This is a genomic window from Pseudoduganella sp. HUAS MS19 (assembly GCF_053615455.1).
Genome location: NZ_CM132133.1, coordinates 3,789,526 through 3,805,382 on the forward strand (window position 1 = coordinate 3,789,526; position 15,857 = coordinate 3,805,382).

Genomic DNA, 15,857 nt, shown 5'->3' on the forward strand with positions numbered 1-15,857 from the left:
TCAGTTCAACACCGCATAACGCGCTTCGATGTTCACAGGCTCGGCGCTTACATTGCGAATGCTGATCCAGTAAGTAATATTGTTGGCATCGGCCCGCTCCACCTCGACATCCCAGTCGATCTGCGGCGAACCCGGGCGAGGCGAAGTCGGCACCACGTTCCACTTGACGTGCCAGGCCTGTGGCCAGTTGAAGGTAAACCAGCGGCGGGTGGCGCCCGCAGGAACTGAACCCGTGAATTGAACTCCAACTCTCATGATATGTTCTCCGAAAGATTTACCAACCCAGCACGGCGTAGCGGGCCTCAATATCGCATGGGGCGGCGCTGACGTTCGTAATCGTTATCCAGTACGTGATATACGCATCGGACGCCCGCTCCACCTGGACCTGCCATTTGATTTGCGGGCCACCCGGCCGCGGGGTCGTCGGGATAACTGTCCACAGCACATGCCAATGTGCCGGCCAGTTGTAGGTGAACCAGCGGCGGCTCGCGCCCGCAGGCAGGTTCCCGCGGAACTGGACACCGACCCAGGGCGTCACGCTGGCAGTCACCGCCCCCAGGATCTGGCGCAGGTTGGGACGATTGCCGATGCGCTGGCTGGCCGGGCGCGCCGGCGCATCTTGCTGGGGTGAGCCCGTGCTGCGCAAGATCTCCCGCGCCCGTGCCGGAGACAGGGGGATACGCCCGCGGGCGCGCAGTACGCCCTGCGTGCATGCGAGGGCGCCAACCACAATCGGGGAAGCGCTGGAGGTTCCGCTGAAGCGGTCGGTGTACCAGAGGTCCTGGTTTTCGCCGCCTTGCAGATCGCCATAACCGGTGGTGGTGACTTCGCGGCCCCAGCCCTGAGCGTCCACGCAGGCGCCGTAATTGGAGAATCCAAGGCGTGACCTGTCCGGACCATGGTCACGGCCATGGGTTCCAGGTGGCGGCGCCCCGGCGCCGACCACAATGGCGCCGCATTGGGGATTGCTGCGATTGAATGGGTTGGTCCAGGTTGCCGGGAAACCTGCTGGCCGGGTGTTATAAATGGCATCATCCAGGTTCTCGGCGCCGTTGCCTGCTGCCTCGACCACCAGGATGCCTTTGCTGCTGGCATACCGGATTGCTGCGAAATCATCCGGCCACCACTCGACGGCGACGTAGCCCAGTTGATCCAGCCGGCCCGCAAAGGCATAACGTGGTCCAGGCCGGTGGATTTCCAGCAGCATGATGTCGCCAGGACGCAGACGGTCGGCCGCGTTGCGGATTGCCGTTGCAGTCGGCATGGAGAAGGCAACCGCGCTGATGACCGCCTCCGGCGCAATGCCTGTGACGCCGATGGTGTTGCGGTCGCCGCTGATCTCACCCAGTACGGCCGTGCCGTGGTCGGTGTTGGTGGACCCGGTCCCGCCTACAATGCCGCCCTGGTTCAGGCGCAGGTCTTCATGGCTGAAGCGCCATCCCCACTCGAGGTCGATGACGTTCACGTTAGTGCCGCCCCCTCCGCCCAAGGTCCAGGCATAGCGAGCATCGATACCGCCAGGTGCGGGGTCGAGATAGCCTTGCCTGCCGCTGAAGTCTGCAGTCACCGGGGGCGCATCTTGCGCATCCGGCGTCATGGTATTCAGTTCTTCCCAGGTGACATCCAGCGCCGCATGCGCCAACTCGGCTGGCGGCTTGATGTAAGCGGCATTGACCGCAGGCTGCTTACGCAACTGTTCGGCCAGGTGCGCCATGCGGTCCTGCGGCACGTCGACCCGGTAATACACGGACAAGTCCGGCATCTCAGGACTGCCGTCCATTGCCGCCGGCGCTAATTGCCGCTCATGCAGTACCTTCTCTTCGTTGCCGAACAGCGGCTCCAGCACAATCTGCTCCGCTTCAAGCAAACGTGCCAGCGGCGACACGTCCGCGCTGGCGGCCGACTCGATACCATCCGGCCGGGAGCGCAGGGCAAAGCCAGGCTCAGCGACAACAATCAACTCCCACTCGCTTTTGAGCCTTTCCGGTACACTGCCATCGCCGGACGGTGGGCCGCCGGCTTGCTTGTTCCCTGCGATAAAACCACGATTCTTCTGCATTGCAGATCCTCCCCTTACTGTCGTGTTGCAGTCAATTTCAGGGCATCTCGTCGCGCGGCTTAAGGTAGGCTGATAGAACTCCAGGGGCTTGCTGCAACAAGCTGGCCGCGTGCGCGGCGGCCTCCTGATCCGGTATCTCCGCATAGAAGAAACCCGAGAGATCAGGATCGCTGCTGCCCGGGTGCATTGGTTGCAAGTCGAGTGCGAGTGCCGTCAGCGTACGTTTCAACTCCGGGGTGAATGACTGCGCATCACCACCAGGATTGACTTGCGAAATTGCCGGGGCGAGCTTGACGACTAATTGCATGGACCTCCTTTAAATGAAGTGGGGCGCGGGCGGCCAAGCGCCGACAGCACCAGTTCACTATAGGCTTCCATCCCAAGGAGATTCTCTTGAATTGTCACGGCTCCGCACCATCCGACGAAGCGGCATGGACAGTGCGGCGGGCAGGCGTTCTATCCGGGGCCGTGACTGATCAACAGGCGGTGCGGCCCCGCTCCGTGCTCGGACAGTTTGTCGGAAGGGTTGCGCAGTTGGCAGCGATCCAGGGACAAGCATCCACAGCCGATGCAATCGTCAAGCGTGTCCCGCAACTTCCGCAACTGCGCTATGCGCTCGTCCAGTTCACTCCGCCATGAGGCCGAAAGCCGTTCCCAGTCCGCACGGCCAGGCGCCGCCGATACGGGCAATGTGGCCAATGCCGACCGAATGTCGGCAAGGGATATGCCCACCCTTTGCGCGACGCGTATAAACGCCACGCGCCGCAGCACATCGCGCGAATACCGGCGCTGGTTGCCTTCGGTGCGGCAGCTGCTGATCAGACCCTTGGTCTCGTAGAAATGGAGGGTGGACACAGCGACGCCGCTACGGCGCGCCACCTCGCCGACCGACAGGTTGAGAGAGATACCAGCTTGCTCGTTCTTCATGTTCACACCCCCTTGACCTCAATTATACTTGAGGTTTTAGACTGCTTCTGTGGCGGGCATTTTGCGCGCATTCACCAGGAGTTATCTAAAGATGCAGAACCTGTACGGGGGCGTAGCGTGAACGTCCAATTCAAGCACACCATTGTCCGGCAAGACGACCAGCACAAGCCGGCAGATTTCCTTGCCAAGATCCTCGGGTTATCCGACCCGTCGCAACTTGGATCGATGCTCCTCGTTCACGCTCCAAATGAAGGCGCAGGCTCTTCCCTGCATTACGCATTTGTCGTGAGCGAAGAAGAATTCGATCAGGTACTCGCCCATACCCGTGATGAAGGGCTCGAATACTGCGCCGCCCGCGGCAAGCAGGACCAAGCGGGAGTCTGCCACCACAAAGGAGGCCGGGCGATATACATTGAAGCACCTGATGGCCATCTGCTCGAAGTCATGACCCAGGCTGGAAGCGAAGCGTGAAGCCCGGATCGTACCGAGGCTGCACATCGCTGCCCATCACCGCCCCGTATGGAACCACCATGATTCCCGTCATCTGCCTGTTGGCTTTGTCTTGCGCCCTGGAGCAATGAAATTTCCAGGAGTTTTTTTTTCTTGCCGGGTTATCCCTGTTTCCCTGTAAAATGCGCCGCAATACGTGAAAGGTGCCCTTCTGCTTGTCAGCCGAAGGGTGAAACGGGAAGCCGGTGACGCGTGAGGTTTTCATCTCGCGCCAGTCCGGCGCAGTCCCCGCTGCTGTAAGCCTGACGACTTTGACCAACCGCCACTGTGCACCGCACGGGAAGGCAAGGTCAGGGAAGGATGAGGGTAAGCCAGAAGACCGGCCAGTCACGATGAATGTCCAAAGCCCGGGGTGTGGCTTTGGACAGGAATGTATTTGCCGTTTTCCATTTTTATCGCTTAACAAAACTGCGCTCGGTCCGGGTGCGCGCTCGCGTTCGCAATGCGTGCGCTGTGCCGGCCGCAGCGCCGGTGCGTCACGCATTTACCTACTACAGAAATCCTTTCCATGTTGCCAATCCGTCCAGTCAATCGCCCCCTCCTTCACCCTGTCATAGCCGCCATCTCACTGCTTTCCACCGCCGGCGCCTGGGCCCAGCAAGCTGAGGTCATGCCAACCGTCACCGTGCAAGGCGTGGCGGAGTTTGAGGGGCTGGGACTGGGGCGCCAGGGCGCTACGGCCAGCCGATTGAACCTGGCAGTACAGGAATTGCCGGCAAGCGTAGCATTGCTCAGCGCAGACACGATGCAGGCGCGTGGCGACCTGCTGCTCAAAGACGCCATCACCCGTACAACCGGCCTGACGGACACCAGCTCGCCCGGGAACGGCGTCGCCTATTCTGCGCGCGGCTTCAGCGGCAACAGTTCCATCGCAATATTGGAGAACGGCCTGCGCCCGCAGGTAGGCTCTGGCACAGCCACCTACCCCGCCGATCCCTGGGGCTATGAATACATCGAAGTGCTGCGCGGTCCTGGTTCGGTCGTCCACGGCAGCGGCACTACCGGCGCGACCATCAATGCCGTGCGCAAGGCACCGCAGCGCGCCAGCAGCTACGAAGCGATGGCCGGGATCGGCGGCGGCAAGACCCTGCGAGGTGGCGTAGGCGCCACTGGCCCCCTAGGTGCAAAGGGAGCGTTCCGCATCGATGCCTATGCCGATCGCGGCGACGGGTTGGTCGATCGTGGCCAGTCCCGGCACGGGAAAGTCCTCTCGAGCATGACTTATGCGCTAACGCCCAACGTGGATTTCGACCTGTCGCTCGATCACCTGGAACAGGAACCGCAGCGCTACTTTGGCACACCACTCGTCAATGGCCGTATCCCGCGCGAACTTCGCGACCAGAACTACAACGTCGGCGACGCCGACATCTCGTTTCAGGATGACAAAGCTGTGGCGCGCCTGAGCTGGCGAATCAACCCGGCGTTGGCCGTGATCAATGAGCTCGCCTATCTGAAAGCGCGTCGCAACTGGCGCAATGCGGAAAACTATTTCTACGACACGCAGTCCCGGCTGGTCGAGCGGACTGACTATATCGCCATCCGGCATAACCAGGAACAGACTGGCAATCGTCTGGAAGCACGTTGGAGCGCAGGCGCCAACCGCGTAGTGGCAGGCTGGGAGGTGGCCACCATCGACTTCATGCATACCAATAACTCGCCTTACAGCGGTGCATCCACGGTGGCGCCGATCGGCTTCGAACCAGGCATGTTCGAGAGTCCGGATCCGCTACGCCCCAATTTCGCTACCGACACCACGACCAATGCACTGTACCTGGAGGAGGCCTATGCCATTAACCAGCGCCTGCTGCTGCTCGCTGGACTGCGCCACGACCGCTACAAGGTCAAGCGCGTCAGCCTGCTGGGCGCCCCTGGCTTTACCTCCCGGCTTCATTCGAATGCGGTACGCCTCGGCTTGACCTGGCATCTCGCGGCCGATACCGCACTGTATGGCCAGGTCAGCAGCGGCAGCGACCCGGTTTCCAGCTTGCTGTCGCTGAACCTGGCCAACAGCCGGTACAAGCTTACCAGCTCGCGCCAGGTCGAGGCAGGCCTCAAGCAGTCGCTGGCGAACGGGAAAGCTGAATGGACGGCGGCACTTTACCGCATCAGTAAGGACGACATCATCACCCGCGACCCGTCCCATCCAGCGCTGTCCATCCAAGGCGGATCGCAGTCATCACGCGGCGTTGAGCTCAGTTCCAGCCTGAACCTCGCACAGGAATGGCGCCTGGAAGCGAACCTGGCCTACACCGATGCGAAATTCGACCGCTTGCTTGAGGGCGGCAATGTCTCGCGCGCAGGCAAGCACCCGGCCGACGTGCCAAGGATCTCGTCCAATTTTTGGCTTAATTACCGCACCAGCGCCTGGCGCATGGCGATCGGCGCGCGCTATGTAGGCCAACGCTTCATCGACAACGACAACACGCAACTGCTGCCGGCGTATACGACGATGGATGCCTCACTTGGCTGGAACTTCAACCGCAACGTCCTGATGCAACTGAACATGCGCAATCTGACCGACAAGCTGTACGCCAGCACCTCGTACAGCGATAGCCAGTACCTGCTGGGCGATCGCCGTCACGCCGAGCTGACCGTCCAATGGCGCTACTGATCCTCAAAGCCATGGGATCGTGGAAACGTCAGCTGCACCTGCTGCACCGCTGGCTTGGAATAGGCATTGGCTCGCTGCTACTGGTGTGGTTCGGTTCCGGCATGGTGATGATGTACGTGCCTTATCCGGCACTCAGCGAGCAGGAGCGCATGGCATGGCTTTCACCGCTGGACCTTTCGCAGCTCAAGGTAGGTGCCTGGGACGCATGGCAATCCTCCGGCCAGGCCGGTGTTCCGGACGCGGTGAGGCTCAACACCGTGGCGGGCAGGCCAGCCTATCACTTCAGGCGCGATGGCCACTGGTCATCGGCCTGGGCAGACACCGGCAGCGCGCTGCACGCCACGCCGGAAATCGCCCGGGCCGCAGCCAGGACTGCGGCGCCTGCTGCGCAGGGCGTAACGGTGCAAGTAATTGATGGGGATCAGTGGTCATTTGGTTCCATCAGAATGCACCGTCCGCTATACCGGGTTGAGGCCGACGACCCGGCCGGCAGTGTGCTGTATGTATCCGGCCGCACTGGCGAACTGGTACGGGATACCACGCGCAATGAACGCGCCTGGAACTGGGCCGGCTCGGTCGTTCACTGGGTCTACTTCACCCCATTACGCACGCATGGCCAGCCATGGCGGCAGGTGGTGTTATGGACCTCCGGTGCCGCATGCGTGCTGGTGGCAGCCGGCATGGTTCTAGGCCTACAACGCCTGCGGTTGCGCCGGCGCTATGCCAGCGGCCGACGCTCGCCGTATCGCGGTTGGCAGGCATGGCATCACTGGCTTGGCCTTGGCATCGGGACCATGACCCTGACCTGGCTATTCAGCGGTTGGCTCTCGGTCACGCCTTTCGACTGGCTGGCATCGCCGGGCGTAACCGCGAATGACCAGCTGGCGTTTGCCGGCGGCCCGCTGAACCACGAGGACTTGTCGCTTGACCTGGCACGCGTCATCCGGCCTCATGACGCGTTGTTGGAGCTCGAATGGCGGAAAGTAGGCGGCAAGCTGTACCTCGCCGCACTGGACCGACATCAGAAAAGGATTCTCGATGCCCGTAGCGGAGCGGTGGTGCCGGCAGTTTCGGAACAGGATCTCATGGATGCCGTGCGCGCTACACGGCCTGGCGCCCCCGTGCTGGCGGCCGCACTGCTCAATAGTGGCGACAGCTATTACTACAGCCATCATGCAAAACGCAACTTTCCTGTACTGCGCGTGCAGTTCCAGTTGGCCGATGAGACCACGTTCTATGCCGATCCCGCCCTGGGCCAGTTGGTCGAGCATGCGGACCATAACAGCAAATGGAAGCGCTGGCTGTTCGATGGCTTGCACCGGCTCGATTTCTCAGCAGCCCTGCGTGCACGGCCGCTGTGGGATATCCTCGTCGTCTCACTTTGCGTGCTCGGAGCAATGCTGAGCAGCACCGGATTGGTTTTGGGGATGCGCCGCCTCAGGAGAGCCGCAGAGTCCGGTTTGCTGGAAAATCAACTTTCCCAGCCGCTGAAATCCCGCAAATAGTGTATGCTGCCGGGCATGAATCAAGACACCGATATCCAGCTCAGCGGCCCCTTCAAGGCCATGGACGGCAGCGGCCGCGCCGTCGACATTCAATCCCTTCGCATCTTCGACGAAGGTTACGGAGTGGTCGACCTGTATGTCGACCTGGCCGTTCCGGCCAGCGATGGATTGCACAAGGATCAAAAGCTGATTGCCGACATCGGGACTCGCCTGCGCGCCTTGGGATACCACGGTCCTGACCTGACACCGGGCGACCCCGTCATCCAGGAAAAGCGCTTGATCGTGCTCGACACGCCGGACGAGTTCCTTCCCTTCGCGGTAGGCATGGGTTTCAAAGACCTGAGCTCCGAATTTGACGAATAAGCTTAAGGCTTGAAGTAGTTGCGGTCCGCCGGAGCCTCGTGCAGTGTAAACGTGTGCTGGTAGTCCGGCGGATAAACATCAATGATGCGATAGGTGCCGGACGTCAACCAGTTTCCCTCCGTCCAGCTTCCATCGGCATTCAGCTTCTTATAGATGGTCTGGCTCTCGATGAAGACCCTGCCCCAGAACAACCACTTCCCATCGATGTTGTGAACGTAATAGACACGCACCGGGTCCAGTTGGAAGATGCGGGCGCTCGGCTTGTCCCTGAACTCGAAAAGCCTGTCGCCGACGTCCTGCAGGGTGATGGGATGCTCCCGGTGTCGCGACAGGTTCAGCAGGTCAGCCGGGAAACCCTGCGCCGTGGTTAACTGAAGTGTGTCGTTGATTTCAACATAGCTTCCCATGTCAGCTCCTTGATGTTGGACGGCCAAAGCGCTCGATAAGACTGTCGAACCCGCGCTGATAGAACGAGCTCAATGCATCTTCCTTGTAGCGGAACGTCGAGGACCAATGCACCATGCAGGTCTGGTCGGGAACGATTTCCAGCACGCGAATCTGTGCCTTGTACTCCTTCACTTGCTCGCCCCACGCGCCAGCATGCCATTTGTAGCTGTACCACCGGTTGGGGTGATCCATCGTCACCAGCTCTTCGGTGGTGGCAGCTTGTCCTGGAAAGGTCAACACCCGCCGCAGCATGGGGATCTCGGTTTGTTCGGGATCGACTGCTGTTTCCGTGATATCGGGATGCCAATGGTGGATGGTATAGAAACCACCCACCACCGACCACACCGAGTCGGCCGATGCGTTCAGTTCAACCGTGCTCACTACATGGCGCAGGTCGCCCGCCTGCTGGTTCGTCGATTGCATGCTGTCTCCTCAAAGATTGATCAGGCGGAAGCAGGGACCATAGGTGCCGCGGCCATTCGGTATCGGAATCTGCATCAAGGGGCGTGCAGTCTTCTCCAGTTCGAACATCAGTTCGATTGCACGCCACATCGCCCCCTGCCCGCCCTCGGCCCAGGCGCTTTCCAACAACTGGATGGCGCGTGAATAGGTGCGGTCAAAGCCAAGCAGAAGAGCGCCAACCTCCTGGCTCACTTCATCGGTGCGATAACCTCCTTCCGGCACCTCCGTCATGGGCCAGACATCCGGGAACGCCATAGGGCCGCCGAACACGTACTTCTTGTTGACAGGGTCGTACTCAATCTTGCGCCGCTCGCGCACCTCCCAGAAGCGGTAGTAGTGCGACAAGGAAGCCAGCCCCTTCTCCGAAGGATCGAGGTGGACTGCACCCTCGCCCTGGGTCTTGATCCAATGTATGGCACTGGTAACCTTCTCGGGAGCATCGACGACAAACCAGGACAATGGTCCCGCGACCTGGTGGTCAGGCGTCATCTCCGGCTGCAGGCTTTCGAACTCATGCGCGATCGCGTCGTACAGCGCGCCGATGGTGCTGGCGTGCGTTCCCTCGTGATCGTGAGCGTGCTTGTACTTGCTGTCGTAGGAGCCGATCTCCATCGGGTCTTCCGGCAGTTCGATTTCCATGAAGTCGTCCAGCGTGGCATCACTCAGGCCGGCCAGCCCAATGTGCAGCTCGGGATGGACGCCGCCTGGCAGCGCACAGGGATAATGCAAGCCGCCGCTGGTGGTGTCGTAGAGATGCGGCTTTCCTCCCAGCGAGGCGAGCATATTGCAGGCCAGGGCCATGTGCAACATCTCTTCCTGCACCACGTGCCGGATCGTTTTGGCCACTGGATCCAGGTTGTCCTTGATCGACCATAAGGCGCACAAATAGGGCGGCAGTGTCGCGAACTCCAGCAGGACAGCCTGTTGCAGTGTTTTCTTCAGCAGTGCGAGCCGCTCCTCTGGGCTGACTTTCACCTCCAGTTCCGCGTGCATCAGGCACGCCACATTCTCCTTGATATTGGGATTGCGGGCACTCAGGACCTGGCACACACGGTCGTGCAGATTGCTGGCGGGGGCGGTAGTCATGGTTGGGCCTTGATGATTGGGTGGGCGAGAAAGTGGTCGGACAGGCGCATGGAGAGGGCCGTCAGGGTCAGCGTTGGATTGACTGCGCTGCCGCTTGGGAAGACGCCGTTCGAGCAAAGATACAGGTTGTCGGTAGCGAAAACTTTCAAGTCGCTGTCCGTGACTCCCATCTCCGGCGTGGCGCCCATGCGGCAGGTTCCCGTGGTGTGGTGCGCGCCCGGGTCTTCTGTCTTGGCGTACACCACTTCATATCCCATCTTGACGATGACTTCCTTCATCAGGTCGAGATTGGCCTGCGTATTGATGTTCTCCTGCTCGGTGCGGCTGAAGCTGACCGTCGTCAGCGGCAGGCCGAACCTGTCATAGCCCTCGGCGATCTGCAGACGGTTCTCGAACTTGCCCTTTTCCTCCATGAAGGCCTGCAGCTCCATTTCCATCGGCCCGCTGACGATGGCTTCGACCTCTTCCGGCGTCTTCCCGGCGATCATCAGCTGCGCAATGTCCGTATTGGGACGCACGCGGTCCTTGAACAGGAAGATCTTGCCGATCTTCTGCCGTTCCGGCGTGTCGTAGCTGCGCGACATTAGTGTCGGAAAATCGTACTCCTGGAACCATCGGTGCGGGTTGCTGGGGGTACGGCCCCGCACCTTGAGCATGGAGTGCGAAATGATGAAGCGACCGAGCAGGTCGTGGTCATTGCCCACGCCTTGCGGCCAGTACTGGTTCTTCGACTTCATCATCAGCTTCGGCGTCTCATAGGCGCCGGAACAGATGATGTAGCGGCTCGCCTGCACGGTATAGTGCGTACCGCTGACATTATCGATGCAATCCAGGCCTTCCACCTCCGCCTTGCTGCGCATGCGCAATTCCGTCACAGGAGTGTTGGCGCGCAGTTCGAAGTTCACATAGCGCTTGTTGTCTGTCATCTCCGTCAGTACGTTCTGAGCCGAGAAACGAGCGCCGAACGGACAGTACTTGCAGGTACCGGTGGTCAGGCATTTGCGGTATCGCGCGATCGGCATCTTGCCTGGTTTGATGCCAAGGGCCTGGAAGGCCTCGATCATCACTCCGTCGGCCGCGGTCCAGGCGAACGGGGGCGCCGGATACGGTTTGCTGCGCGGCGACCAGTCTTCGGCGTCGTCGCCGCAGACTGACAGGAATTCTTCGGCCTGGTTGTAGTATTCCTCCAGGTCGTTGTAGCCGATGGGCCAGTCGGCGCCTTCGCCGGTGTTGGTGTAGAGCTGGAAGTCCTCCGGCTTGAAGCGCAGGCTCCAGGCTCCCCAGTGCATGGTGGAGCCGCCAACCGCCTTCACCCGAGTCCCTGCGGACAGCCAGTTCACGTTACCGGTGGACGGCACCTCCCAGTCCTGGTCGTACGTGAAATCGTACGGCGTACGATTCAAGGTGATATAGTCCCACCATGAGCGCCGGTCGCGCGACGGGATGAAGGGGCCTGCCTCCAGCATCAGGATAGCGGTTTCGGGATCGTTCTCCAGCAGGCGCTTGGCCAGGCTCACACCCGCCACACCAGATCCCACAATGACATAGTCATAGACACGGCTGGTGGTCATGAGTTGTTCTCCTTCGGTTCGTACTGGCGCACCAGCGCATGCTCGTTGTAGCGCGAACCCTTCACATAGCCGTGGTAATTCTTGCCGCCGAAGTGCTTGAAGCCGCTCATCATCACTTGCAGCTTGATGAACTCATCGACCACGTAGCGTTTGGCGTGTGCCAGGCGCGTGGTTGGCGGTCCGGCCGGGATGCCATTCTCCAGGAACAGCTTGCGGTATGCCTGCTCCTTGCCATACATGGCTACCAGTTCCCGTACCACATAGATCGCGTTGATGTACTCGCCGGTGTAGCTTGGTGCCAGCTCGGACTTTTGCTGCAGCATCTCCAGCCACGAGCTTTTCAGGTTCGACGATTCGTAGCGCACGTTCTTCCACACCACCGCAATTTGCTTGAAGATGTCCCACAGCGCTTCCCTGTTCGCATGCGTCAGCGCCTGTCCATCGCCAGCCAGCAGGCCGGGATCCACTTTGGCCTGGCATACCGGTCCGCCGATCAGCTCCATCACCTTTTCCATCGTCGCCCTCCTGTCTTATTGTTTCGGGATGTACATGCCTTGCAACAGTTCGCGCTCAGTCACCTTGGCCAGGTTCTCGCCGTAGTAGGTTCTTATCCAGCTATCGTCCGGTGCCAGGTATGGCACGTTCTCGCCAATGCCGGCGCTGGCCGCCTTGCCGGCCGCCTTGTTGGCGTTGACCTTTGAGTAGCGTTTGGCGACGTCGCGGAAACGGAAGTGGCTCCACAGCCGCATGAATTCGCCCAGGTAGATATCCGCCACACTGCAGTTGCCGCGCACGATCAGCATGTTCTCGTCATTGTTGGTGGTCGAGGCATCGCTGAAATTTGCGGAGCCGCTGATGACGGTCGGATTCGCTCCCATCGGATCGACAAACAGATACTTGGTGTGGACGTAATTGACGAAGCTGTTCAGGCCACTGAGCTTCTCGCCCAGCCAGCGATGAAGCTCCGAGTCGCCGATAACTTTGGTATCGAGCACCTCGCCAATGGCGATCAGGTTGTTGCGTACAGCCTTGAACTCATCGTATGTCGGGCCAGGCTTTTCCAGCAGAACGTAGCGCATGTTCGCCGAATTGCGCGCCAGGACATCGGCAAACAGTTTGTTGACGCCGAATGCCGCTGTGAACCCCGCCAGCTTTTGCGCCTGGTCGATGTTGCCCGAGTACCATTGCAGGGCATTCAGCGAAGGGCGGGGGCTGAACACAACGTGCACCCCGCTAGACAAGTCACCCACGGGATCGGGTGTCTGCTTCAGATTCTCGGGGCGCAGTTTTGCGGCAGGCGTATCGGCGGCCAACTGCTCCCAGTATTGCAGGTACTTCGACGCCACCTCCGGCAGGCGCGTAATATGCACCACATTCGACTGCCCGTAAATTCCGCCATCGGTAAAGTTCGTCGACCCGGTCAGCACCTCCACCGGCTCTCCGTCTTTGAGCAACACGATGAACTTGTTGTGCGAGATATAGCTGGGATTTGCCTTGCGCGGAATCATCAGCGCTGCAATGCCCGCTTCCGCGATAGCCTTGTTGCTGGTCTCCTGCGGCTCCTTCTTGCGGCAGTCGTACACGATCTTCACATCGGCGCCAGTGGCAGCGGCGGCACCAAAGGCCGCCAGGACCGCCTTGTGGCTGAACTCATAGGCCGAAGCCCGGATCGCATAGTGCGCTCCCCTTGCCTTCCCGATAAAGGCGATGATCGCCTCTTCCACGCCACGCGACAGCCACTTGTACGCCTCTGCCCCAGCCTGTGCCGGGCTGACGTTGCCGAACTTGCGCGCATACGCCTGGCTACCGGCCACGCCACGATTGAAGTAGATGGCGTGCGCGCCAATGTCCTCGTTCTCCGTAGTCACCGGAACTTCCACCGCATCGCCGTACTGAAGGTTACGCGGAGCGCCATAGACGGGCACGACCTTGTAGACGTAATTATTGTTCGACTTGGCAGTGTAGTCGCCCCACAGGAAGCCTTGCACCGGATGCTCCAGGGTCGACACCAGCGTACCTGGCGCCGGATTAGGTTCGGTCGCTTCAAAGGTCTTGAACCCCTTTAGCCAGTACTGTTCGTCGGCGGTCTTGTCCGTCCGGTGGATTGCAAAGCCGAGCAAACCTTGGCGCGCCTCGTCGCTCACCTCCATACCGAGCAGCACGACATAGGTGCCCGCCACTGCATTGACGGTCAGCGCTTTGGGCCCTTCCTGGGAAACACGCATTCTCACCATACACCTCGCTATCGCAATTGGATCGACTGCAACGCGCGGCGACAGGCCATCTAGAACCAGCGCCGCGCATTGCCCGCTTCACGGCCAACCAGGGATATCAAGCATGGGGACCGGAATCCTGCAAACTTTCCAGTGAGCATGCGGGTCTACTCTACATGCGCGAAATGACAAAAAACTGCACACATTTCCACATTCGCATTTTTACGTCGGCTTGTTATCTGGAAGGAAGGAGCAAGCGAAGCAAATGGAACTCGCCGGTCTCTTAAGTTACTCACGAGTGCCGTTGGAAGTTCCCGATCGGCTTCCGATCACTATCGCTTGGGAGTAAGCATGTTAACGAGTCCTCTCACATCTGGCCCTGTAACGACCGCGCCCGTCTTTCCAACGCATTCAGCGTCAACATCGTCACGAGCGGAGCCGGCGGCGACTGTGGTTCCGCCGAATAGCACTCCCGGTCATGCCAACCACCCCAATGCGGGTCGGGCAAGCTTTCAGCAAAGCCTTATGAGGGCATCAGTCCAGGAGTCTGAATTCGCCAGCACCAAAGAGAAGGTCGAACAATTCGAGAACGAACTGGCGAACTCCGGACGGCCTGTAGTTCAATTCCCCCCTAGCGCGCGGGGCGATATGAACGCATACAAATACACCGCCTTCCTTGACGAGAAGGATCGCCCTCTCACGGTGTTCGAATATTTCAAGAACCCGCGCCCAGGATCCGAGCAAGAGGCGTTTAACCGAAATCTCGATGTTATAAAGCAGCATCTCGATTCGCTGGGAGACAAATTCCAGGAAGGCCGCGACTACATTTTTGGCACCCTGCAGGATGTCACGAAATACAAATCATCCGTGAGCGAGGAGAGGAGAAAGCACTACCAGCAGTACGACAGTGTCATGTCGAATCCTGAAGTCCGCCAAAAAGCGCACGAGATGTTCAAGCAGAAGATCGCCTCGGAACCTGAGATAAGGGCCTATCTCGCGCAGAAAATGTCCTCCGACGACTTTGCCGCACAGGACCGGATACCGGAATCCAAGCTCATTGTGGTTAATATCAACAAGCGTACAGCCCAGCAAGAATGGAACCCCCGGGAGTATCGCCACACCACGCCGGACGATGCTGTCATGCGCGGCTTGATTGATGAGATCTATAAGGCCCAGGAGTCGGTCGACGGAAAGGACAAGCTGGACATCAGCTTTGTCGGCAGTAAATTTGACGAGCAGGAACAAAAGAGGTGGGGTGAGTATGCCCAATCAAAAGGCGTCAAGGTGCACTTTTTTAACGATATGGTAGACAGTGGACTGGACCGCAACCAGCAAAGAGCGGCCATGTTTGCGCTGACCGACCGATATAAGAGCACCTGCTATCTGGGCCATCAGTCAGGGGTTAATGAAGATGCCCAGATCCTTCCGAGAACGAATGTCTATAGCCTCAGCGAATATCTGGGCCAGGGACAGGTCGGAATCAGCCGGGTCGAAGCACGGCCACAACTGGATGCCGTGAAAACCAGCGACCTTGGCATGACTACTGGCGCAAAGAGCATGGGGAATTTCTACAGCCTTCGCAACTCGGAGCTTCTGACAACGGAAGGCATCCTGGCAGCCGTGCAGATCAAACTTAACCTGACATCGAAATCACACCGGTCATTGGATGATCTACGAAAAGAGCTGGATCGAGAAAATTCACCCACGATGACCGATGCCGAGGCTACCGACAAGCTGTTCAAAATGATTCTGGAAGATGCGGGGAAAATGAAGAACGGCGCAATTACGGGCCAGATGAGCGAAGAGGCTCAAAGTGATTACAAAAGCGCGATCGGCGTGATTGTACAGCGCCTGAAGTCAGGCGAATCGGGACTGAGCCCCGAGGCAAGGCAATACTTTGCCAACACAATGAAGCAGGAGCTGACGCGTCACGACAGCAGGGATCCGGTAACACGGCATGAGGAAAAGCTTACCTCGCATAATGCAGGGATACAGCCTTACACGCTCGGCAGAAACCAGATTGAGCATCGAAAGCCGACGGATACCCACGACGGCTACCTGAAGTCGCTTTTCCCAGCGGATTGACGGTCTCCGGTCCCGAGC

Annotated in this window: 15 protein-coding genes and 1 riboswitch; of the genes, 5 read left to right on the forward strand and 10 right to left on the reverse strand. The window is 59.7% G+C overall.

Going from position 1 to position 15,857, the window contains the following annotated elements; all coding sequences use genetic code 11:
- From ACWBU6_RS17115 to soxR, 4 genes are all read right to left on the reverse strand, one after another.
- The gene (locus ACWBU6_RS17115) at nt 1-255 is read right to left on the reverse strand and encodes a hypothetical protein (RefSeq protein ID WP_452644619.1); all 255 of its coding nucleotides are present in this window, start codon (nt 253-255) and stop codon (nt 1-3) included.
- Between the two features lie 19 nt (nt 256-274).
- Nucleotides 275-2,059, reverse strand: coding sequence for a S8 family peptidase (locus tag ACWBU6_RS17120; RefSeq protein ID WP_452644620.1), 1,785 nt, complete (start codon nt 2,057-2,059; stop codon nt 275-277).
- A gap of 37 nt (nt 2,060-2,096) precedes the next feature.
- Complete coding sequence (locus ACWBU6_RS17125) at nt 2,097-2,366, reverse strand: hypothetical protein (protein WP_452644621.1); 270 nt, start codon at nt 2,364-2,366, stop codon at nt 2,097-2,099.
- Between the two features lie 149 nt (nt 2,367-2,515).
- Nucleotides 2,516-2,986 carry a redox-sensitive transcriptional activator SoxR gene (gene soxR, locus ACWBU6_RS17130; RefSeq protein ID WP_452644622.1) on the reverse strand — a complete coding sequence of 157 codons (471 nt, stop codon included), beginning with the start codon at nt 2,984-2,986 and terminating at the stop codon, nt 2,516-2,518.
- Nucleotides 2,987-3,103: 117 nt separating this feature from the next.
- Here soxR and ACWBU6_RS17135 point away from each other — a divergent pair, with 117 nt between their 5' ends.
- The 4 genes from ACWBU6_RS17135 to ACWBU6_RS17150 all read left to right on the forward strand — a co-directional run bounded on the left by ACWBU6_RS17135 (nt 3,104) and on the right by ACWBU6_RS17150 (nt 7,975).
- Nucleotides 3,104-3,457 (forward strand): VOC family protein, encoded by a 354-nt coding sequence (locus ACWBU6_RS17135; protein WP_452644623.1) that lies wholly within the window; start codon nt 3,104-3,106, stop codon nt 3,455-3,457.
- Between the two features lie 163 nt (nt 3,458-3,620).
- Nucleotides 3,621-3,838, forward strand: a riboswitch (cobalamin riboswitch).
- A gap of 268 nt (nt 3,839-4,106) precedes the next feature.
- Nucleotides 4,107-6,107: a TonB-dependent receptor gene (locus tag ACWBU6_RS17140; protein WP_452644624.1), complete on the forward strand. Its 2,001-nt coding sequence runs from the start codon at nt 4,107-4,109 to the stop codon at nt 6,105-6,107.
- Entirely contained in the window at nt 6,095-7,612 is a 1,518-nt protein-coding gene (locus tag ACWBU6_RS17145; protein WP_452644625.1) for a PepSY domain-containing protein, read from the forward strand. The genes ACWBU6_RS17140 and ACWBU6_RS17145 overlap by 13 nt, the downstream gene beginning before the upstream one ends.
- 15 nt (nt 7,613-7,627) lie before the next feature.
- Nucleotides 7,628-7,975 (forward strand): hypothetical protein, encoded by a 348-nt coding sequence (locus tag ACWBU6_RS17150; protein ID WP_452644626.1) that lies wholly within the window; start codon nt 7,628-7,630, stop codon nt 7,973-7,975.
- 2 nt (nt 7,976-7,977) lie between these two features.
- Here the strand turns inward: ACWBU6_RS17150 and ACWBU6_RS17155 are convergent, their stop codons facing one another.
- The 6 genes from ACWBU6_RS17155 to ACWBU6_RS17180 are packed head-to-tail and all read right to left on the reverse strand — an operon-like array spanning nt 7,978 to nt 13,766.
- Nucleotides 7,978-8,382, reverse strand: a complete 405-nt coding sequence (locus ACWBU6_RS17155) for a hypothetical protein (protein WP_452644627.1) — start codon at nt 8,380-8,382, stop codon at nt 7,978-7,980.
- Between the two features lies 1 nt (nt 8,383).
- Nucleotides 8,384-8,845, reverse strand: coding sequence for an SRPBCC family protein (locus ACWBU6_RS17160; RefSeq protein ID WP_452644628.1), 462 nt, complete (start codon nt 8,843-8,845; stop codon nt 8,384-8,386).
- 9 nt (nt 8,846-8,854) lie between these two features.
- Nucleotides 8,855-9,970 carry a ferritin-like domain-containing protein gene (locus tag ACWBU6_RS17165; protein WP_452644629.1) on the reverse strand — a complete coding sequence of 372 codons (1,116 nt, stop codon included), beginning with the start codon at nt 9,968-9,970 and terminating at the stop codon, nt 8,855-8,857.
- Entirely contained in the window at nt 9,967-11,541 is a 1,575-nt protein-coding gene (locus tag ACWBU6_RS17170) for a GMC oxidoreductase (protein ID WP_452644630.1), read from the reverse strand. Before ACWBU6_RS17170 ends, ACWBU6_RS17165 begins: the two co-directional genes overlap by 4 nt.
- Nucleotides 11,538-12,056, reverse strand: a complete 519-nt coding sequence (locus ACWBU6_RS17175) for a hypothetical protein (RefSeq protein ID WP_452644631.1) — start codon at nt 12,054-12,056, stop codon at nt 11,538-11,540. Before ACWBU6_RS17175 ends, ACWBU6_RS17170 begins: the two co-directional genes overlap by 4 nt.
- Nucleotides 12,057-12,071: 15 nt before the next feature.
- Nucleotides 12,072-13,766 (reverse strand): phospholipase D-like domain-containing protein, encoded by a 1,695-nt coding sequence (locus ACWBU6_RS17180; RefSeq protein ID WP_452644632.1) that lies wholly within the window; start codon nt 13,764-13,766, stop codon nt 12,072-12,074.
- A 513-nt stretch (nt 13,767-14,279) separates the two neighbouring features.
- Between ACWBU6_RS17180 and ACWBU6_RS17185 the strand changes: the two genes are divergently transcribed.
- On the forward strand, nt 14,280-15,839 hold the full coding sequence (locus ACWBU6_RS17185; RefSeq protein WP_452644633.1) for a hypothetical protein: 1,560 nt from the start codon (nt 14,280-14,282) through the stop codon (nt 15,837-15,839).
- The last annotated feature ends 18 nt before the right edge of the window (nt 15,840-15,857 follow it).